The following is a 20,374-nucleotide window of genomic DNA, read 5'->3' as shown; positions in this document are numbered from 1 at the left end:
TACTCTACCCTCTCTTCTTTCTTCACTTTTCTATTTTACCCTAAGAGATTTTATGAACTTTCGTCACTTACTCTCTAACACCATCAAGCAAATAAAAACGGCAATTGGTGAAGTCATCGAGTTTCAATCACGCATCTGGGTAATCAATATCCATGAAGGTACGCTAAACGATGAATCCTTCATTATTAATGAAGATAACTTCCAAGAACCAATGCAGTGGATGGTAAAAAGGCAGTACAGCCCTGAAATGATTGAAAAAGTCGATGCGATGAAACGATCCCAAATAGTGGTACTGATGCTTAATAATGTAGAGCATCGATTAATACGAGTAAAATAAAAAAGGCCCTTATTTCTAAAGGCCTTTTAACACAACATATTTTGGTCGAATTAGATTGCTTTCAAAGATTTATTACTTTTGGTCATTCTATCAAACAGATTATTTTTTCGAACATAATGATGGTAGCAAGCCGCTATAATATGAATTATCACACTACATGCTAACGCAATACACCCCACCCGATGAACCATAAAAAAGAATTGATTAATCACGAGTTCTTCGACCATGTTATCGATACTAAATAGCCAGAAAAATTGATACGGGCTTTCTAGCATCAGATAACCAGAAATAAAAACAATGAACATTAAAAAGTACAATAGAGCATGCATAAAGTGCGCAATATTTGCTTCTGTCATATTATTGTGTTTGACCGCCTTAACCGCAGGACGGAAATAAGACCAAAGCCAGCGAACAATAAACAAAATGGTTCCCACCGTTGCTAGTGACATATTCATAATTGATAGCGTATAAAACAGTTCTTTATTGCTATTAATGACTAAATGCATAACATAGCCTGCGATGGTGGCGTAAATAATAATAACAGCCATAACCCAATGCAATATTTGACTAAAACGATCATAAGAAGTTTGTAAATTCATATAAACTCTTTAAAAAATTGGCCATATTAAAAATATACGGCCAATGATGATATCAATTTTAGTTAGATCTTATCCCATGCCATTGTCCAGTGAGAACCCACCGCTGGAGAATATTGAGTTGCCACGTCTGACCATTGTGAACAGTAACCTGAATATGGGAATGGTTTACATTGGTAGATAGCGCCATCTTCCGCTAACACTTTTGTTCCTGCTGTGTAATTTTTCACATTCTCAGGGAACACGAAATCATAATCACCTGCTGGTGGTGGAGTTTGCTCTTCCATCAAATGGAAATCAGATGTGGTTTGTTCAATTAACTCGCCCTCTGTATTTTTGATGCGAGAAACAAGCATATGATGACCTTTTTCTGATTTAGATAATGTCATTAATACTGACTTAGTATCACCATCTTTTAGATCAACAACCGCGTTCGATAATGCTTCTTTTGCATGGTTATAAACCGTCAGTTCTACATTCATATCACCCACAGCATATAGATTAAGATCTAATTCTGTCGCTGTATCACCAATGGTATACATAGACTCTAGACCTTGAATATCTAACTCATACGTTGGCTCTAGCGTTTCAATTTGGTAACCAATCTCAACACTCTTTAGGCCACTTCCTGCTTTTAAATACACAGGGTTTGAACCAAATACAGGGACAAATTCACCTTTATCGTTTAGCTGACCAGCACCAATATTAGTTTGCTCTTGGTTCACCTTAGTTGCTAATGCATGCGTCCAGTTATTTGCTTGACCTTGAGTTGCATTTTCAATCGTTACGCTTGTCGATAAACCGCTGTTTTCGCCCGATGCATCAAATACACGAGTAAACACACGGTCGCCCACATTTAGATCACGCGTAGGATTAATTTGACCACCTTGAGTCCAAGTTGGATCAACCACACCGCCATCACCTTCAAATTTCACATCAATTACGTTATAGAATGCCGCTGCAGTATCGCCCACATCCCAAACAGCAAGGATCACTTGATAACCTTTACGCTCAGGAACCACACACTCATGAGAGAATGTTTGTGGGTATAGCGGCGGTTTTGCCATGTTGTAATCAAGTTCACAGAACGGCGTCAAGTCAAAAGAGTCACGCGTTAATACTGAATTTTGATTCCAGTTCTGTTTTGTCATGTAGTACTTCCACGTTTTTGTTACGTGGTTAGCTGTGAACGTCCATTCAAACGTTTGTGCACCTGCAGTAATTGGACGCTTTACCCAACGATCAGACGTTTGTTCATTTAGCTCAGAGAACTGAACCAAGCCTGCTCCTGCGATTTGACCATCTGCTGGGCCATTTTCAGGAAAGCCTTCAGGGCCTTCAACACTTTGAGGCTCCCATTGCACAGAGCCACAATTTGTATTTTTTTCTTGAGTATCAGAGGTTGGAAACTTACACAGTGCCGCACGAGAACCTGCAATACCACCATTTGTTTCAGATACATAACCATGGGCTGAAGCCCCCGTACTTGCAGCCATTAACGACAACGCTAAGGCCATTTTTTTTGAGCATTTGTTCATCATATTTCCTTTTAGTATTATTGTTTTTTCTCGCAAAAATTTAGTCGATAATAAGAATATAAACGACTGATATTGCTACTAATTGGAAGTCAAATCACAAAACAAAATAACCATACAAACCTCGTTACAATTTGTTCATACACCCATTCATAAAACTCTATTACTTATTTTATAAATCAACGAATTTGAAATAAACATCGTCTATATATTTATCCAAATGAAACCAAAGCAAGGTGTAAATTCACATAAAAACAACGTAATTAATACAGTAAATCCCCCTTTTAATATATGCACAAAATGCATTTTAAAAATGAAAAGCATTCATTTTACTCATATAGCTCTTAGGAATAAGATCATTTCCAGACAAAAAACGGCTTGTTATTTATTTCTTAAAATATCATGCCCGATTAAAAATAATTAAAGATAGGTAAGCATTATGACTATTCCAACTACTGGTATGATAGAAGCATGGCACGGTTTTAATAACGGTGAATGGCAAAAGAATGTTAACACTCGTGATTTTATTCAAACCAACTACACTCCTTATGAAGGTGATGAATCTTTTCTTGCTGAGGTAACCGAGTCAACAACCTCTCTTTGGAACAATGTATTAGAAGGCATTAAACAAGAGAGCCGAACTCATGCTCCTGTTGATTTTGATACCAGCTTACCTTCAACCATCATTTCTCATGACGCGGGTTACATTAATAAAGATCTCGAAAAAATCGTCGGTCTACAAACAGATAAACCACTAAAACGATCTATTATCGCTAATGGTGGTATTCGTATGGTGAAAAGTTCATGTGAAGTTTACGGTCGTGAATTAGATCCAAGCGTAGAAAAAATATTCACGGAATATCGCAAAACACACAACAAAGCATGCTTTGATCTTTACACTAAAGACATCCTTGCATGCCGTAAGTCAGGCATTATCACAGGGCTTCCAGATGCTTATGGCCGCGGCCGTATCATTGGTGACTACCGTCGTTTAGCGCTTTACGGCATTGATTTCTTAAAAGCTGACAAAAAAGAGCAATACAACTCAACTCAAGCTTTCCTTGAACAAGGTCAAGATCTTGAAAAAACAATGCGTCTTCGTGAAGAATTAGCAGACCAAATTCAAGCCTTAGAAGACATTCTTCAGATGGGCCTAAAATACGGTATTGATATGTCTTTACCGGCTAAAACAGCCCAAGAAGCGATTCAATTTACCTACTTTGGTTATCTTGCTGCGGTTAAATCACAAAATGGGGCAGCAATGTCACTAGGCCGTACGTCTACCTTTATTGATGTTTATGTAGAACGTGATATTGCCAATGGATTGATCACTGAAGAACAAGCGCAAGAAATGGTTGATCACTTCATCATGAAATTGCGTATGGTTCGCTTCCTACGTACACCAGAATACGATTCACTGTTCTCTGGCGACCCAATTTGGGCCACAGAAGCAATGGCAGGTATGGGGGTTGATGGCCGTACATTAGTAACGAAAACCACATTCCGTTACCTACATACCCTACACACAATGGGCCCAGCACCAGAGCCAAACATGACCATTCTTTGGTCAGAACAACTGCCTATCGCCTTTAAAAAATACGCAGCAAAAGTGTCTATTGATACCTCATCAGTTCAGTATGAAAACGACGATTTAATGCGTCCAGATTTCGATAACGATGATTACGCTATTGCGTGTTGTGTCAGCCCGCAAGTAGTGGGTAAACACATGCAATTCTTTGGTGCTCGTGCCAACCTTGCTAAAGCATTGCTTTATACCATCAATGGCGGTGTCGATGAAAAATCAAAATCACAAGTTGGACCAAAAGTAGACAAAGTAACCGATGAGGTTCTTGACTTTGATAACTTAATGCCACGTTTTGATTCAATGCTAGATTGGTTAGCGACCCAATACGTAACTGCATTAAACATCATTCATTACTCACATGACCGTTATAGCTACGAAGCGTCACTAATGGCATTAATGGATCGCGATGTGCGCCGCACTATGGCTTGTGGTATTGCTGGTCTATCAGTAGTAGCTGACTCATTAGCAGCGATTAAATTTGCGAAAGTAACTCCAGTTCGTGACGAAGACGGCGTAGCCATCGATTTTAACATCGAAGGGGATTACCCTAAATTCGGTAACAACGATGACCGTGTTGATGACATTGCTTGTGATCTTGTTGAACGCTTCATGAAAAAAATTCAAAAAATGAGCATGTACCGAGAAGCCATTCCAACACAATCGATTCTTACCATTACCTCAAACGTTGTGTACGGTAAGAAAACAGGTAACACTCCGGATGGTCGCCGTGCTGGTATGCCTTTTGGACCTGGTGCAAACCCAATGCACGGTCGTGATGAGAACGGTGCTGTCGCGTCACTAACATCAGTATCTAAACTGCCGTTTGCTTATGCTAAAGATGGTATTTCTTACACCTTCTCAATCGTACCAAGTGCATTAGGTAAAGATGACGAAGCACAAAAACAAAACCTTGCTGCTCTTATGGATGGTTACTTCCACCACGAAGCTGCAAATATTAATGACGGGGTTGAAGGTGGCCAACATCTTAATGTTAACGTGCTAAATCGCGATACATTATTAGATGCAGTTGATCACCCAGAAAAATACCCACAATTAACCATTCGTGTATCAGGTTATGCAGTGCGTTTTAACTCACTGACTCGTGAACAACAGCAAGACGTGATTACCCGTACATTTACAAACCACATGTAAAACAGAATTACTGTTTTTATGAATTAAAACCAACGTTCATTATTTATGATGGCGTTGGTTTTTTTGATTTAACCTACTGTAAATTGATAAAAACACCACGCCACACAGCCCCAAAAAACCTCTCAAATCAGTACCATTTCACAAATAACAATTAACACAAAAACAACAACTTTAGATGAAAATCTGTTTAAAAAGTGAGTACCCGCATAGTTATGAAAACAGTAAAACGATCAAAGCGACAATCTTAATAACCTTTTATTTACTCAGGTTAATATTCTGTAACAATGACGCCCAAGTTAGTCTGAAATTCATCGTTAGAATGGAGCTCGTCATGCACAAAAATGAAATAGATAAAAATGAACACATCCCATTACCCACCAATACCAAGGAATGGTTCTTAAGTAGAAACAGTTTTATTATCCTCGCCGATATTGTTCTTTTTGCTTTAATGTATAAATTTTTACCGTTTGAGCAAAATGTCGTTCTTGGCTTAAGTATCTTAGTTTTTGTTGCCATCTTATGGTTAACTGAAGCACTGCACGTCAGTATTACCGCATTACTTGTTCCCCTACTCGCCGTTGCTTTTGGGATCTTTGATACATCAAAAGCCCTGAGTAATTTTTCAAATCCAATCATCTTCTTATTTTTAGGTGGCTTTGCTCTAGCTGCTGCTCTACATCGACAAGAACTTGATAAAGTCATCGCCGATAAAGTACTGGTCTTAGCCAACGGCAAAATGAATACTGCGGTTTATATGCTATTTGGTGTCACTGCTGGTTTATCAATGTGGATAAGTAACACCGCCACTACAGCCATGATGTTGCCATTAGTATTGGGCGTACTAAGTAAAGTAAACTCAAAAACCGGTCATAACACTTACGTATTTGTGCTTTTAGGTATCGCTTATTGTGCAAGTATTGGTGGTATATCCACTATCGTAGGTAGCCCACCAAATGCAATTGCAGCCGCTGAAGTAGGGTTAAGCTTTACAGAATGGATGGCATTTGGGGTCCCTGTAACCTTAATTCTATTGCCTGTTACCGTTGCTCTATTATATGTAATGCTAAAACCAAATCTAAATGAAGTATTCGAACTAAACCATGAACCTGTAACTTGGGATAAAGGTAAAATCGTTACCCTTATGATCTTTGGTCTTACCGTTACGCTATGGATATTCAGTAAACCAATCAATGCCATGCTAGGTGGTTTCTCGAAATTCGATACCTTAGTCGCACTAATGGCTATCGTCTTACTTGGATTCTCTCGAGTCGTGCATTGGAAAGACGTTGAAAAAACCACAGACTGGGGCGTTCTACTGTTATTTGGCGGTGGTATTTGTTTAAGTAACATCTTAAAAGCGACAGGAACAAGTAGCTTCTTAGCGCACAGCCTAAGTGATATTTTATCGCAAGCTGGGATCTTATTTACCATTTTAACTGTTGCGGCGTTCGTTGTGTTCTTAACCGAATTTGCCAGTAATACCGCCAGTGCTGCACTGCTTATTCCTGTGTTTGCCAGTGTTGCCGAAGTACTTGGGATCTCACCTGTGGTGCTTTCAGCCATGATAGCTATCTCAGCCTCTTGTGCCTTTATGCTACCCGTTGCTACACCACCAAATGCCATTGTGTTTGGCTCGGGTCATATAAAACAATCTGAGATGATGCGTGTTGGTGTTTATCTAAACCTAGTGTGTATTGTTATCTTAACGGCATTTGCTTCTATCTTCTGGGCATAACCTAGACCGCGCTTAATTAAGAACCACTACATAAACAACATGACCTTGGCCTTTATCGCCAAGGTCATTTTTTATCATACTTCTAATAAAAATAACGATTACTTAATCCTCTTTGACAATTTTTTTACATTAAGCCTCTTATACTGAACTCAATCTCATATAGGAGCCGACATCATGAAAAAACCACTTCTTGCTCTATTTATTGCTGCTTCACTTTCTGCCTTTGGCACCTCTTCTACAGCAGCTGAAACATCCATTGATATCGTAAGTAATACCGCGACAAACATCGAAGGTCACCAAAACTTTCGTGGCGCAGAGCTTATTGTAGAAGGGCAAGAAAATTGGTATCGAGAACTACGTTTAGATAGCTGGGTTGAGATGGGGGTAACAGAGTCTGAAATTGCAGCGGTGCTTACTCGCATTGATGCAGGCAAAAAACTGCGCGATGCAACTAATGAAAACACACAAGGCCACTGGACGTTTGAGTTTGCAAAAGAAGCCGAACGCTTTAACCTACAAGCCAAGCAAGTAGCAGGCATAGCCGCTGCCGCTTTATATCAAAAAGCATCAACGTTTTGGTTAATCGCAAGCTACCCGAACCTGCACCAAGCCAACGAACTTACTGCACTAAACAAATCGGTTGATGCGTATATACAAGCAGCTACATTACGTGGCGAGAATGTAGCAAAGGTAAAATTACCATTAGCAGACAAATCAATCTCACCAGCATACATCACTGCCATCCTTCACCTTCCAAAAGGGACGAAAAAAGCCCCTGTTGTATTATGGACAGGCGGCGTAGATAAAGCATTAGTTGAACATCATAGCTCTCTTATTGACACCGTAAACAACGGCACAGCAGTACTAACGTTTGATATGCCAGGTGCAGGCTTAAACAACAACATCATATTAGAACTAGGTAAAGAGACCGAAGCACACGATGCCGCTCTTGCGTTCGTAAAAAATGACGATCGTATCGACAACACACGCATTGCTGTTCTGTCACAATCTGGCGCTGGTATTCCATTAATGGAATTTGCGATAGATAACCCAGAGCTAAAAGCCATTGTTGCTCGTTGTGCCGTTGTGGATGGCGTATTAACCAAGCCTTTCTTATTCCCTAAACTGCCACTAATGACCTCACAATCTTTTGGTCAACGTATTGGTGCAGACATCACTAAACTGGATTCATTTGGTGAGCTGACGGTTCCACTGTCTTTAAAAACCAAAGGTTACTTTGATGGCAAACCACGCATGAACACGCCACTGCTAGTTATCAACACATCAGGTGATATGGTTGCTTCAGCAGAAGACATGCAAAAAACAGCGGCGCTATCAACACAAGGTGTGGTTGAGTTTTATGGTGAGGAAGGACACTGCCCAGAAGGCCAAGAAGCTGCAGATTCAATCACTAACTTTATTAATGATCGCATCTAATTCACGATTTTTAGTCATACCGTAAACATTAATGGCCGCGCTTCTCACTTAACTGCCTTAGTGAGAGCCGCGGCCATTTCTCATTTCAAACCCTAAGCTTCACGCCAAAACTCATCGTTAGGATCGCTCTCTACACACCATGTATTATCTCGACGCGCCGCCAAATACCATTGCAACCCATCAAATAACGCAAACGCCGTTGGTCCACCTAAATGCTCAAACGCATCAAAAAAAGCATCTTCTTGCTCAATTAAACTCTCTAATGTGGTGCATGAATGGGTAATCGCCCACTCAATTGCCTCTGGCTGAGCCGTCGCTTCATTCATAACAACAGCAACAAGAGGAAGAACAACACTTGATTTCTCAGCCTCATTTAACGCACGAAGATCGTCTTTATCTTGCTCTTGGTTTTTTATCTCATCAATAATTGACAAACGCTCTCGATAAGAGACATCACGATTTAGCTCAGCAATACGCAGCGCATAAGCAAAACGCTCAGAGCCAACAATCTCGATTAAGGTTTCTAGCAACACCAGATCCAACGACATCGCTTTTACATGATACTCAATACAAGTCTGAATACTTAAATAACGCACACCGTTAAATTCATAACCATAACTTTCATCAAAACCATCTAAAGGCTCGCCATTCACCATTAAATCCCAACCAATATACTCAACACGCTCTTTCGCAATTTCATACATAGGCCATGCACTTTTACCAAAGCCTTCTAGTATCGCCCCATGAAATTCAGAAGCTTCGAGCTCTTCTTTAGTCCATTGCAAGCCAATACCCAAATGCTTAGCGTACTTATTCATTAATGCGTGTTTGATTTGATCACGAAACGACCAGATAGATTCAGATACCCCAGCCGATGGCAGCGCCAAACACTCTTTGCATGCGGGCAATTCAATCGGTTGATGAGCAATTTTACTTACTTGATGTGATGATTTAGGAAAAGAGAGGAGATCGAACGAAGGCTCACCACAAAACCAGCAGGTGTGTCTGAGGTTAAAAGGAATATCGATAAGTGAATAGTGAGACATTAGGGCTTCCGATCTAAAAAAGAAAGCCCTAGTTTAACTGATACTACGTATTAAGAAATTACTCTTTTTCCCTTAATATGCGAAATGTGTGTATTGCCATAGGAATGATAACAACAGCTAACCCTGTAATTAAAAAACCCATAAATATCATGAATGTGCTTTGTCCACCCATATTAAACATACCCTTATCTTATTACTAATTAAGCCAATGTCACCTAGTCCAGCCGTGCTTATATGCATCTTTTTGCTGAAATTTTACTTAAAAGAGTGTATCTCAAGTTGTTATAGGGCGGATTATGCTTTATTTATTGTTTAATGGAAACGTTTTATTCACAAACTCATGATCTAGGTTCATAAATACAAATATAATTTAACTTATTGATATAACACATAGTTAATTCAAATGCAGACTATAAAGTCTTAAGAGTGATACAGTTATACATCGCTTTCATTGCTCTTTTATCCTCGTTCACAATTTCTTTTATTGCAGTTTGTCACCTTTATAAAAGCTTTTATTCTAGTTACCTCTAAAAATAAGGTTACAAGGATGTCACGTGATATTCATATTAAGCACTCGACAAATCAAGAATACTATTCCAAATAGTCAATACTCAAATGAGCCTGGGGATGCGCACTATCTTATGCTACCCAACAACGCCACCACTCCCGATCCAAACACCCATCAATTAACGCAAGAGCAGTGGATAAAGAAGTTAACCCAAGACGCCACAACAGGACATCACCCTAGCGAGCACCCACTCGCCCAATTTAAAACCGGTAATATTCTGTTCTTTGCTCATGGGTACAACAACAGCCAAGAAGAAGTCATTACACGCCATAAATTGTTAGATACCCAGCTAAAACAACACGGATTCACAGGCACCATAGTAAGTTTTGATTGGCCTTGTGCTACTTATACGCTCAACTACCTTGAAGACAGAATGGACGCCTACCAAAGTGCACTAAAATTAGTGACTGCGGGTATTACTCCACTGGCGATAAATCAACTTAAAGAGCATGAGAACCAGTGTGATATTGATGTACATTTACTTGGCCACTCAACAGGGGCTTATGTCATACGAGAAGCCTTTTACCAAGCCAGTAAAAACCGGACCCTACAGCGCATTCACTGGAACGTTGGCCAGATCTGCTTTATAGGTGCCGATATTGCCAGACAATCATTACACCAAGATGACAACAAATCTAACCCATTATTTTCTCAAGCCGCGCGCATTACCAACTACCAAAACCCGTTTGATAGCGCTTTAAAAATCTCAAACATAAAACGCGCAGGCCTAGCCCCACGTTGCGGACGCGTAGGTTTACCAGAGGATGCACCAAGCAATGTTGTTAACGTGAACTGTGGCGCTCACTGGCAGCAATTAACCGAGCCAAATAAAGACCAAACCATTGGGAACTGGACTCACTCATGGCACTTTCACTGTACCCACTTTGCCGAAGATTTGGCGCACACCCTACAAGGCGATATTGATAGGTTAGCCATACCAACCAGAGAGCGAGTGGATGGAGAATTGCGATTAAAGGTAAAGAAAGCCGATATACCAAAGAAGGAGAAGCGTAGGATTAAAGAGTGGGAGTGAGCACAGTAAATAGCTAATTATTTCATTACAAAAGAAAAGCTTGGTATGATTTGAGGAAAATAATCCATATGGTTAAACGTCATGGCTACTCGAAATTATTACAGTAACAACGCAGATGCTTTTTTTAATAATACGATTGATGTAAATGTTGAATCTCTCTACCAAGAATTCATACCTTACTTACCAGCCAATGCAAAAATTATTGATGCAGGGTGTGGCTCTGGCCGTGACACTCTGCATTTCTCAAATCAAGGTCATGATGTTATCGCTTTTGATGCAAGTAAAGAACTAATCACTCTTGCAGAAAAGTATACTAATCACCCTATTCAGCATTCCACTTTTTTAAGTTTTACTACTGAGCATAATAGCCAAGATGGTATTTGGGCTTGCGCTTCATTACTTCACGTACCAATGAATGAGCTAGTAGCAACACTCCTTCATTTAAGTCAATTTCTTAAAACCGGTGGTATTTTCTATTGCTCATTCAAATATGGGAATGCTGAAGTAGAACGTAATGGACGTCGTTTTACTAACTTAAATGAAATACTATTAAACCAATTACTGTCTACGCTGCCTCTTTCAATTCAAAAGACATGGATTACAGAAGACTTGCGACCAGATAGAGCCGATGAAAAATGGTTAAATGTAGTTTTATTTAAATTATAATCCTTTAAATAAAGTCATTCGATGGTGCTTTAAATATTTCTCATGTTCTCTATTTACATGAAAGGACATTCCATCAGTAATGCCTAATACTTCTGGCTTCTCTAATTGTTTCGATACCATGACTTTTCCTGAATTCTCAAAAGAAATAAACCCAAGATCAAACGCTTTGTCTAAGTTTGCAAGTAATAATAAACCATTAAATTTATCTAATCGCTCATCATTATTAGCATCTCGCCAAGGTTTAATGTGCGATGCAACTAACATCTGTGTATTTTTATATCCAGTTACCGAGCATCCCTTCCACATTTCAATAAGTTGCTTTCTAAAGGTTCCCTGTCCCATTCTGGTATTAATCATTATCGATTTTTCAGTTTGGCTTAGTTTTTTATCTTGAAAAATATCTTGGATATCAGCTTTTACATCTATTTGAGATAAATCAGCAAGAAATCGCTGATATGAGTTTAATGCAGCACTATACATACTGTTTCCTCTAGCATTAAATTCTTTGAATTTCTCAAGAGAGCGAGCTCTTTCTGAAAGACGACAAAACTCTCGAAAAGACTTCACTTCTGTTAATGGCGCATCTATAAGATTCTCTTGTACCATCCAGTTGGAAATAGAGCCTCGAATCGCGTGAGAATAATTTTTAGCTGTTTTTTCTGATTTACCAATATCAATAAGCCATTGAATATAAAGATCGGTTAGATCAGATAAATTCTCGACTAATGCATCTTTAAAGTCATTAACCACTATTGAACTTTTTAAGTAATCAAAAAGCTCACAATCCAAATAAGCATAATCAACCGCTTTGTTTGAATACCCTTTAATAAGAGAAGCATCAATACCCTCTTGATAACTTAAATGCCAAAAACCTTCACTTTTTAAATGATAAAAAGGATTTTCTGGAGTATCTCTATCCTGACCTTGCTTACGCTCATTAAAAAAATAAGTGAAGCGCTCTTTCAAAGTCACATCGAGTTTAATCTTATTTTCATAAATATATCCTGCCTGTATTAAATCCATAACAGCAAGTAACATGCATACTTTATGAGGACTTTTCTTCCCCTTACAACTATTCATGTTTAAATTACGGAACTTGTCTACATAATACTCAACAGACATACATCACCTTAATAAACTAAAATCAAACGGTATAGACAGTCAATAAAGATACAACAACACGGTGCACAAAGCATTATAAAGTACTATTTTCTAATAAAAAATATCAACTTAGACTCTATATAAATATATTTAAATCAAAGTTTTACTTTAGTTAGTCATCCCTCACAAATTTTAATCGAATATAACCCTATAATTTAGCCAAAATTATTGTCTTGAGTAGTACATGGCTGAGTTAATACCTACATTAAACACCTGCTTATCAAAAATGACATCAGGTGAAAAACGTTTTGCTCAACGTCTAGAAAGCTTATTAGAAGATGATTATGTTTGCTGGTATGACATTCCTGTAGGTCGTCTGCGTCGCTATCCAGACTTTATAATTCTTCATCCTGCTCGTGGATTACTATTTCTTGAAGTAAAAGACTGGAAACTTGATACAATCAAAAATATTGATGCCGCTCGAGTTGAATTACTGACCCCTAAAGGAATTGAAACAACCAGTAACCCTATTGAACAAGTTCGTCAATGCAGTTATCAGGTTATCGATAAGCTCAAACGAGATAAATTACTTATCAATCAAGAAGGGAAATACAAAGGCAATTTATGCGTTCCTTATGGCTATGGTGTTGTGCTAACCAATATTTCTCGAGCGCAATTAGATAGAGCTATTCCCTTAGAAGCCCAAGACTCAATACTCCCTCATCATCTGGTAATCTGCAAAGATGAAATGGTAAGTACAATAGATCCTGAGCATTTTCAATCTAAGCTGTGGCATATGTTTAATTATCAGTTTGGAAACAAATTAACATTGCCTCAAATTGACCGTATTCGTTGGCATCTTTTCCCTGAAATTCGTATTTCAACCTCTGAACAACAAACTCTATTACCTTTAGATAATGACGACGAATCAGTAAATACCAATGCCCATATCCCTGACATTATAAAAATCATGGATATTCAACAGGAGCAATTAGCTCGAAGTTTAGGTGACGGACATCGTGTAATCCATGGTGTAGCAGGCTCTGGAAAAACACTCATCTTAGGCTATCGCTGTTTACATTTGGCTGAACAGCTAAAAAAACCAATTCTAGTTCTTTGTTTTAATATTACGTTAGCTGCAAGATTACGCAGTTTTATTGATGATAAAGGCATTTCAGGACAAGTTCAGGTTTATCATTTTCACGACTGGTGCGGTCAACAAATTAAAACCTATCATTTAGACGTAATAAAAGGTGAAGCGCCTTACTGGGAGCGACAAGTAGAAACCGTTATTAGTGGTGTGGAAAAAGGAGATATTCCAAAAGGACAATACGGTGCATTATTAATTGATGAGGGCCATGATTTTGAAGCTGAATGGCTGACATTAATTACTCAAATGATCGATCCAGATACCAACTCTCTATTACTTCTTTATGATGATGCTCAATCAATCTATAAAAAGAAAAATAACTTAGATTTTAGCTTAGCAAGTGTTGGTATTCAGGCTCAAGGTCGAACAACTGTACTACGTTTAAATTATCGTAATACAAGAGAGATCCTGTCTTTCTCATATAATTTTGCTAAGCAATATTTTGAAAATTCAGACGCTAAGGAAATCCCATTAATTCACCCAGAATCTGCTGGTATTACTGGTACTCATCCTGTTGTTAAAAAGTTTTCAACAATGGAGCAAGAAGTTGAATATGCAATAAAATGTTTATTACATTGGCAAAAAAATGGTTATGCGTGGAGTGATATTGCCATTATCTACCCTTGTAAGCATATTGGAACAAAAGTGTCTGAAGCATTAAAAGCTAAAAATATTCCTTATATTTTACTCGCTAAATCTGAGTATAAGAAAAAATATAACCCAAGCACAAATGTTGTTAATGTCCTGCCAATCCCAAGTAGTAAAGGGCTAGAGTTTAAAACTGTTGTCATTCTAAACTCATCAAATATCCCTAAAAAAAGCAGTGATAGATCAGAAGATATTCGTCGTCTATACGTGGGTATGACCCGCGCAACTCATAATTTATTAGCCACTTATCATAAAGAAAATGAGTTAAGTGAAAGCCTTGAGGCTGCCGCTACTATAAATACCTAACCCATAGTTCTGATTGTGACCCGTAGAGACAAGACACAGCGAAGGTGGGCTATAAAGACGTGGATAAGGAGTTTGTTGATAGCGATGCGTTCTATGCCGGTATTGCGATTCGTTTTAAATAATGGGCAATAAGCAGATATGACGATCTTGATGACTAAGAAATGGGGCTCATTGTCTTAATCATCAAGCGTTAGGCGATGTTGTTTAAATTACGCTGTTGGTCCATGTAGACTTTTAATCGGTTCACTCTTGATTCGATTTCTTGCTCTCTTAATTCTCCGCGCTTCATAGCGAAGTTAATGGCTTTTTGGTCGTACACACCTTCGTTCTGCATTTTCATGTTACTAATGCTGTTTTTTAACTCTTCTTGGCTTCTATCTCTTTCAATAGATTCGGTTTGAATTTTACCAATTGCTTCTACTTTCATAACGCCTCTGAACCCCTACCTGCTTTTTTTATAAATTTAGTTCTAAGCGCTATGTTGGTCAAGCAATAGTGAAGCAACTTTCACAACTTTATGGCATAGATCAGTTCTTCGTGTTCTATCTCTTATATCTATCACGCTTATCCTGCCCTTTTTTGCTTTTTAACTATACTGATGGCGGGATTGAAAGATTAAAAAGGATTTGTATGAACTACCATCATATTCAGGTTGAGCAAGACAATAATATTCTAATTGTTCGTTTGCACCGCCCTGAGAAGTTAAATGCGATAAATTACCCTATGTTTGATGAGTTAATTGATGTTAGCCGCAAGGTTAAGCATGATCGCGCTATTCGAGCGGTTATTCTGACTGGCAGTGGCGATAATTTTAGCTCTGGTTTGGATTTTAATTCGATCATTAAACAGAAATCTCATGCCATTAAGTTGCTATTAAAGATCTGGCCGGGTAATGCTAATAAGGCGCAACAAGTAAGTGCTAATTGGCGTGGGCTTTCAGTGCCTGTGATTGCGGCGATTGATGGTTATTGTTGGGGAGCTGGGCTTCAAATTGCGCTTGGGGCTGATTTTAGAATTGCGTCTTCTTGCGCTAACTTATCGATTATGGAGTCGAAAATGGGGTTAACGTCTGATATGGCAGGGTCTTTAACGCTTAGAGAAATCATGCCTAAAGATCAGGCGATGAAGATAAGTATGTGTGCGACTCAATTAGATGCAAAAACAGCGCTGCAATATGGGTTAATTACCGAAATACATGAACAGCCCTTAGAGGCGGCTATTGAGTTAGGCCAACAGCTTTCTCGTACTTCTCCTGATGCAATAGCGGCGACTAAGCATATTTATAACCGCTATTGGACTGCGCCTAAATGGAAGCTTCTGGCTTATGAGAGTTATAGCCAAGTGCGTATTTTGGTGGGTAAGAATTTTATGCAGGCGCAATATGCATTAAAGAAAAAAGCGCTGCCTATGTTTAAAAATAGACAACGCTTTTGGTGAGTTAACTCGCTGAGTTTATGGCTTAGTCGATAACATTTCGTCTAAGCCACCACCATTATGAACTTGTGTGAAACCTGCTTGTTTTAAGTAACTCATGGCTTGTCCTGAGCGATTTCCACTACGGCAATACACCACAATTGGCGTGTCTTTATCCATATTGGCAAAGGCGGTATCTACGGTATTTAATGGCAAGTTTGCGGCGTCGGTGAGGTGTCCTTGGCTAAACTCACCTGGGGTGCGAACATCGATTAATAATGCGCCTTGCTCGACAAGATCCCACGCTTGCTCACTGCGCTCTGATGCCCAGCTATTAAAAGATAGCATTGCGAATAGTAGACATAATCCGGCTTTAATTTTCATTTATTGTCCTTTTAAAATGCTCAGTAAAATTTGTCCTTATTTTAATCTGGATTGCGCGTTTTCACATAGGTTGTTGATCGTATTTATAGGCTAGATCAAAAAAGCCAGCGTATTCTCTTTAATAAAGGAATCACACTGGCTTTCTTTTCTATCTGCTTTGTTACCTGCTGCTAACTGTCTTTAGCGCTTATGCATTGGCTGTTTCAACTTGCTCGGTTGTTTCACCACGGATAATGCGCGTTAGCTTAGGTGCGATTAGTAATGTGATCACAGCAACAGCTGCGGTTGCATACCCAATTTTACCAAAAACATCACTGTAGATAGCCAGTGTTTGGTTGGCATCGGTTAGCCCTGCTGGAGCTGTAGTTAATGTTGCTACCCACCCTGCAATAACCGCCGCAGTAGCTGAAGTTAAGAACCACATACCCATTGCAAAACCCATCATGCGTTGTGGTACAAGCTGCGCCACCATTGCAAGACCTAAACCAGACACAAGAAGCTCACCTAATGATTGGAAAGCGTAACAAACCACAAGCCAGTTAGAGCTCATGATGCCCTCTGCATTGGCAAAGCTTGCACCAAACTTTAGCACTAAGAAAGATAACGCACACAGCACCATACCAAAGGCAAACTTGTACGGCATGGCAAAGCGCTCACCTAAGTTGTTATAAGCAACCGCTAAGATTGGGCTTGCTATCATGATCCAAAATGGATTCAATGCTTGGAACTGTTCAGGCGCAACTGAAATACCAAATAAGTTATGCTCGATATTATGGATTGCAAAGAAGTTCAATGAGGTTGGCATTTGGAAGTAAAGCACAAAGAACACCACGCCTTGCAACATTAGTGCAAACGCTACGAGCATTTTTGCACGCTCTAGCCCTTGGATTTTGAATGCTTCTTTCATATAAAGAACAACAATCGTTACGCCTACCACCACTAAAATAGCGTGAGCATAGAATAGGTGTTGCAATAATATTGAACATAGAAAGCTTAATGCCACTGCGCCAATAACAACGCCTAAATAACGCGTTTTGTTTAGAGGAATAAGATCAGGATCTGAACCAACACCTTTTACCATGCGAGAGCACATTAAGAAGTTTATAACGGTAATGATAAGACCAACCGCACTCACACTAAATGCCATGCCATAGCCAAACTGACTCGCTATCCATGGCGTTAATAACATTGAGAAGAATGAACCAAGGTTAATAGCCATATAGTACATAGTGAATGCACCATCTAAACGCTTATCGTCTTGGTCATATACTTTAGCAAGTAAGCTTGATGGGTTGGCTTTAAACAGACCATTACCCATAGTAATAAAGCCCATTGCAACGTAGATAAGGCCTGAGCCACCAATGTTCCCTGCCGATGCCGAAACACCTAATAGTGCGTAACCAATGGTTAATATTAGCGCGCCAAGAGTGATGGTGCGTTTGGTGCCGATGACTTTATCTCCGACCCAACCGCCTATCGCTACCGAGCCAAAAATAAGTGCTGAGAATGCCCCAAAGAGTACAAATGATTCTGACTCTGACATTCCTAAAATTTTAACAAGATAAACGGCGAGAATGGCTTGCATACCATAGAAGCCAAAACGCTCCCAAAACTCGATTGAGAAGATTAAATAAAACTGCTTAGGCTGCTTGAATACATTCAAGTTAGACATAAATAAATCCCTGTATGTTGTGATTAGCTATTTTTCTTATGCATTTTTACGCATTACACAACCAACTTACTTATTTAACATTTACTTATCACTAGCCAGAAATGGGATCTCAATTATCATTTATGGAAAATGAATTAAAACTTCATAAGATCATAGGGTTACAATAAATTACCAAATGAAACATTTTGAAACATTTATTGCTGACACTATGATGACAAATTGAATGCGTTATTAGGGAAGGAAATAAATACTGCTCTAGATAAGTATTTAATCTTAAAAGAAGTTTTAAATGAGGTAACAGCAGAGGTGATTCTCTGCTGTTGTTTTAGGGATTCGTTTATATGAAGTGGAAGTTACATTGCTGCTTGTTTACGGTGTTTGAAATCGACAAGCAGACCTAATACAAACACACCGATAGTCACAAATAAGATACTTTGAAATACGTGGTGATATTGCGTTGCTGAGACAATCAGATCTAATGCATCTGCGTTCGCACTTGTGTCTGTTGAAGTGAACTGAGCAATATCTGCCGCTAAGTAGTTCGCCACAGAGCCTCCTGCAAGCATATAGATACCCGCTAATGTACCTGTTGCGCCTTGTGGGTTTAAGCGAGTAATGGCAGCAAGTGCGACTGGGTCAATAAACAGCTCAGCAACACCAATACACAATAAGCCAACCATTAACCAAACGAAGGTTGTCTCACCGCTTGCCATCGCTAGTTTTGATGACAAGGTAATCAAGCTAAAGCCTGCGGTTAACAGTAAAAGACCGATATTCAATTTGGTCAGTGTTCTTACTGAGATACTTTTTGAATCTAATATTTTCCATAACCATGCTACAGCTGCACCACCAACAATAACCGCAACAGGGTTAATGGCTTGGAAGAACGCGGTTGGAATGGTAAAGCCGCCAATATTGGTGTTGATGTTGCGCTCAATGAACAAGCTAATTGAGCTGCCGCCTTGTTGATCAAATGCCCAAAACACGGTACCAAAGAGCATGAAGTACATAATTGAGTTTAGCTTTTGGCGATCTTCTGCATCACTTTTACGATATAAGTTGATGATGTGAACCACTGAGATGAAACAAATCACAAATAAGATGTAACCTGCCCATAAGTTTTCAAGTACAAATACTAAGCCTAATGTCGCCACAGCAATAGCGATAATCAGTAGAGACCAATGAGGGATCCCCGCACTCTTTTGTTGCAGTGCAGTGAAGTTCGGCTGGCTTACATGAGCAAAGTTTTTACGACCTGAGATAAATACCCCCAAGCCAATAAGCATTCCTACCCCTGCCAATGAAAAGCCGATGTGCCATCCCCATTTCATGGCTGCAAAACCACATAAGATAGGTGCAATCATTGAGCCGATGTTGCCACCAATATAAGAGATAGAGAAGCCAGCTTCACGTCCGTGCTCTTGCTCTTTAGTTTGGTATAACTCGCCTAACAAACAGCTTGAGTTGGTTTTAAAGAAACCGTAGCCACAGATAATCAATGAAAGTGCTACATAGAGTGTGGTGTGATCGCTACTTGGAATACTGAGAACAAAGTGCCCCCCAACCATCAATAAGCCACCTAAGATCACTGACCAATAGTTACCTAAATATTTATCCGCTAGATAACCACCAATGATTGGCGTCACGTATACCAGTGAGGTATAGGCTCCATATAAGGCGTAAGCATGTTGATCTGACATTAATAGCTTTTCGGTTAAGAAAAGGATCAATAAAGAGCGCATGCCGTAATAGCTGAAAAACTCCCACATTTGAATCGCAATAATGTGGAATAGCCCTTTAGGTTGTTTGATCGTGTTCATCTGCTGTCCCATGATGGTTTCATCGAATAAGTATCACTATTATCTACTGGTACTTATTCACTAATATTGGCTAAACATACACAGCAACGATAAAAACACCAAGAAATTTGCGGCAAATCCCGTGTAACATAAGTTTTCAAAAATGAAGGTAAGAAAACAGACTGATTTTGACAATAACTCAGCTCAGTCT

16 protein-coding genes are annotated in these 20,374 nt (G+C 39.1%); 8 read left to right on the top strand and 8 right to left on the bottom strand.

The window, feature by feature from the left end; translation table 11 throughout:
* Nucleotides 1-52 precede the first annotated feature (52 nt).
* The gene (locus AC2INI_RS16340; RefSeq protein ID WP_486306428.1) at nt 53-337 is read left to right on the top strand and encodes a hypothetical protein; all 285 of its coding nucleotides are present in this window, start codon (nt 53-55) and stop codon (nt 335-337) included.
* Between the two features lie 50 nt (nt 338-387).
* Here AC2INI_RS16340 and AC2INI_RS16335 read toward each other — a convergent pair whose 3' ends face one another.
* A complete protein-coding gene (locus tag AC2INI_RS16335) occupies nt 388-936 on the bottom strand; it encodes a cytochrome b (protein ID WP_122032496.1) in 549 nt (182 codons plus the stop codon).
* Nucleotides 937-998: 62 nt separating this feature from the next.
* Nucleotides 999-2,471 carry an N-acetylglucosamine-binding protein GbpA gene (gbpA, locus tag AC2INI_RS16330; RefSeq protein WP_486306455.1) on the bottom strand — a complete coding sequence of 491 codons (1,473 nt, stop codon included), beginning with the start codon at nt 2,469-2,471 and terminating at the stop codon, nt 999-1,001.
* Nucleotides 2,472-2,907: 436 nt separating this feature from the next.
* Between gbpA and pflB the strand changes: the two genes are divergently transcribed.
* The 3 genes from pflB (at nt 2,908) to AC2INI_RS16315 (ending at nt 8,377) form a co-directional block, all read left to right on the top strand.
* Entirely contained in the window at nt 2,908-5,205 is a 2,298-nt protein-coding gene (gene pflB, locus AC2INI_RS16325; protein WP_486306427.1) for a formate C-acetyltransferase, read from the top strand.
* Between the two features lie 346 nt (nt 5,206-5,551).
* Nucleotides 5,552-6,940 carry an SLC13 family permease gene (locus AC2INI_RS16320; protein WP_486306454.1) on the top strand — a complete coding sequence of 463 codons (1,389 nt, stop codon included), beginning with the start codon at nt 5,552-5,554 and terminating at the stop codon, nt 6,938-6,940.
* Nucleotides 6,941-7,114: 174 nt separating this feature from the next.
* A complete protein-coding gene (locus tag AC2INI_RS16315; protein ID WP_486306426.1) occupies nt 7,115-8,377 on the top strand; it encodes an alpha/beta hydrolase in 1,263 nt (420 codons plus the stop codon).
* A 92-nt stretch (nt 8,378-8,469) separates the two neighbouring features.
* Here AC2INI_RS16315 and AC2INI_RS16310 read toward each other — a convergent pair whose 3' ends face one another.
* Nucleotides 8,470-9,423: a hypothetical protein gene (locus AC2INI_RS16310; protein WP_486306425.1), complete on the bottom strand. Its 954-nt coding sequence runs from the start codon at nt 9,421-9,423 to the stop codon at nt 8,470-8,472.
* Between the two features lie 554 nt (nt 9,424-9,977).
* On the opposite strand from AC2INI_RS16310, the gene AC2INI_RS16305 reads away from it, so the two are divergent.
* Together AC2INI_RS16305 and AC2INI_RS16300 are read left to right on the top strand one after the other, a co-directional pair.
* Entirely contained in the window at nt 9,978-11,024 is a 1,047-nt protein-coding gene (locus AC2INI_RS16305) for an alpha/beta hydrolase (RefSeq protein ID WP_486306424.1), read from the top strand.
* Nucleotides 11,025-11,105: 81 nt separating this feature from the next.
* Nucleotides 11,106-11,690, top strand: coding sequence for a class I SAM-dependent methyltransferase (locus AC2INI_RS16300; RefSeq protein ID WP_122032490.1), 585 nt, complete (start codon nt 11,106-11,108; stop codon nt 11,688-11,690).
* On the opposite strand, the gene AC2INI_RS16295 is transcribed toward AC2INI_RS16300, so the two are convergent.
* The gene (locus AC2INI_RS16295) at nt 11,685-12,812 is read right to left on the bottom strand and encodes an HNH endonuclease (protein WP_122032489.1); all 1,128 of its coding nucleotides are present in this window, start codon (nt 12,810-12,812) and stop codon (nt 11,685-11,687) included. The genes AC2INI_RS16300 and AC2INI_RS16295 overlap by 6 nt on opposite strands.
* Nucleotides 12,813-13,035: 223 nt before the next feature.
* Between AC2INI_RS16295 and AC2INI_RS16290 the strand changes: the two genes are divergently transcribed.
* Nucleotides 13,036-14,895 carry a 3'-5' exonuclease gene (locus AC2INI_RS16290; RefSeq protein ID WP_122032488.1) on the top strand — a complete coding sequence of 620 codons (1,860 nt, stop codon included), beginning with the start codon at nt 13,036-13,038 and terminating at the stop codon, nt 14,893-14,895.
* A 190-nt stretch (nt 14,896-15,085) separates the two neighbouring features.
* Here AC2INI_RS16290 and AC2INI_RS16285 read toward each other — a convergent pair whose 3' ends face one another.
* Nucleotides 15,086-15,322, bottom strand: coding sequence for a hypothetical protein (locus AC2INI_RS16285; protein WP_122032487.1), 237 nt, complete (start codon nt 15,320-15,322; stop codon nt 15,086-15,088).
* Nucleotides 15,323-15,525: 203 nt separating this feature from the next.
* On the opposite strand from AC2INI_RS16285, the gene AC2INI_RS16280 reads away from it, so the two are divergent.
* Nucleotides 15,526-16,332 carry a crotonase/enoyl-CoA hydratase family protein gene (locus AC2INI_RS16280; protein ID WP_486306423.1) on the top strand — a complete coding sequence of 269 codons (807 nt, stop codon included), beginning with the start codon at nt 15,526-15,528 and terminating at the stop codon, nt 16,330-16,332.
* A 15-nt stretch (nt 16,333-16,347) separates the two neighbouring features.
* Here the strand turns inward: AC2INI_RS16280 and AC2INI_RS16275 are convergent, their stop codons facing one another.
* The 3 genes from AC2INI_RS16275 to AC2INI_RS16265 all read right to left on the bottom strand — a co-directional run bounded on the left by AC2INI_RS16275 (nt 16,348) and on the right by AC2INI_RS16265 (nt 20,184).
* Nucleotides 16,348-16,692, bottom strand: coding sequence for a rhodanese-like domain-containing protein (locus tag AC2INI_RS16275; protein ID WP_122032485.1), 345 nt, complete (start codon nt 16,690-16,692; stop codon nt 16,348-16,350).
* Nucleotides 16,693-16,879: 187 nt separating this feature from the next.
* Complete coding sequence (gene dtpA / locus AC2INI_RS16270; protein ID WP_122032484.1) at nt 16,880-18,364, bottom strand: dipeptide/tripeptide permease DtpA; 1,485 nt, start codon at nt 18,362-18,364, stop codon at nt 16,880-16,882.
* 353 nt (nt 18,365-18,717) lie between these two features.
* Complete coding sequence (locus AC2INI_RS16265; RefSeq protein ID WP_122032483.1) at nt 18,718-20,184, bottom strand: peptide MFS transporter; 1,467 nt, start codon at nt 20,182-20,184, stop codon at nt 18,718-18,720.
* Nucleotides 20,185-20,374: the final 190 nt, after the last annotated feature.

Source organism: Aliivibrio friggae (genome assembly GCF_057368515.1).
Note: the sequence above shows the minus strand (reverse complement) of the source record. Positions and strands in the feature narration are given on the sequence as shown.

What these genes read in the sequence shown, in the direction of transcription:
- AC2INI_RS16265 (WP_122032483.1), bottom strand. Translation starts at nt 20,184, where the DNA reads ATGAACACGATCAAACAACCTAAAGGGCTATTCCACATTATTGCGATT.
- dtpA (WP_122032484.1), bottom strand. Translation starts at nt 18,364, where the DNA reads ATGTCTAACTTGAATGTATTCAAGCAGCCTAAGCAGTTTTATTTAATC.
- AC2INI_RS16295 (WP_122032489.1), bottom strand. Translation starts at nt 12,812, where the DNA reads ATGTCTGTTGAGTATTATGTAGACAAGTTCCGTAATTTAAACATGAAT.
- AC2INI_RS16285 (WP_122032487.1), bottom strand. Translation starts at nt 15,322, where the DNA reads ATGAAAGTAGAAGCAATTGGTAAAATTCAAACCGAATCTATTGAAAGA.
- gbpA (WP_486306455.1), bottom strand. Translation starts at nt 2,471, where the DNA reads ATGAACAAATGCTCAAAAAAAATGGCCTTAGCGTTGTCGTTAATGGCT.
- AC2INI_RS16340 (WP_486306428.1), top strand. Translation starts at nt 53, where the DNA reads ATGAACTTTCGTCACTTACTCTCTAACACCATCAAGCAAATAAAAACG.
- AC2INI_RS16300 (WP_122032490.1), top strand. Translation starts at nt 11,106, where the DNA reads ATGGCTACTCGAAATTATTACAGTAACAACGCAGATGCTTTTTTTAAT.
- AC2INI_RS16315 (WP_486306426.1), top strand. Translation starts at nt 7,115, where the DNA reads ATGAAAAAACCACTTCTTGCTCTATTTATTGCTGCTTCACTTTCTGCC.
- AC2INI_RS16280 (WP_486306423.1), top strand. Translation starts at nt 15,526, where the DNA reads ATGAACTACCATCATATTCAGGTTGAGCAAGACAATAATATTCTAATT.
- AC2INI_RS16335 (WP_122032496.1), bottom strand. Translation starts at nt 936, where the DNA reads ATGAATTTACAAACTTCTTATGATCGTTTTAGTCAAATATTGCATTGG.
- AC2INI_RS16290 (WP_122032488.1), top strand. Translation starts at nt 13,036, where the DNA reads ATGGCTGAGTTAATACCTACATTAAACACCTGCTTATCAAAAATGACA.
- pflB (WP_486306427.1), top strand. Translation starts at nt 2,908, where the DNA reads ATGACTATTCCAACTACTGGTATGATAGAAGCATGGCACGGTTTTAAT.
- AC2INI_RS16275 (WP_122032485.1), bottom strand. Translation starts at nt 16,692, where the DNA reads ATGAAAATTAAAGCCGGATTATGTCTACTATTCGCAATGCTATCTTTT.
- AC2INI_RS16310 (WP_486306425.1), bottom strand. Translation starts at nt 9,423, where the DNA reads ATGTCTCACTATTCACTTATCGATATTCCTTTTAACCTCAGACACACC.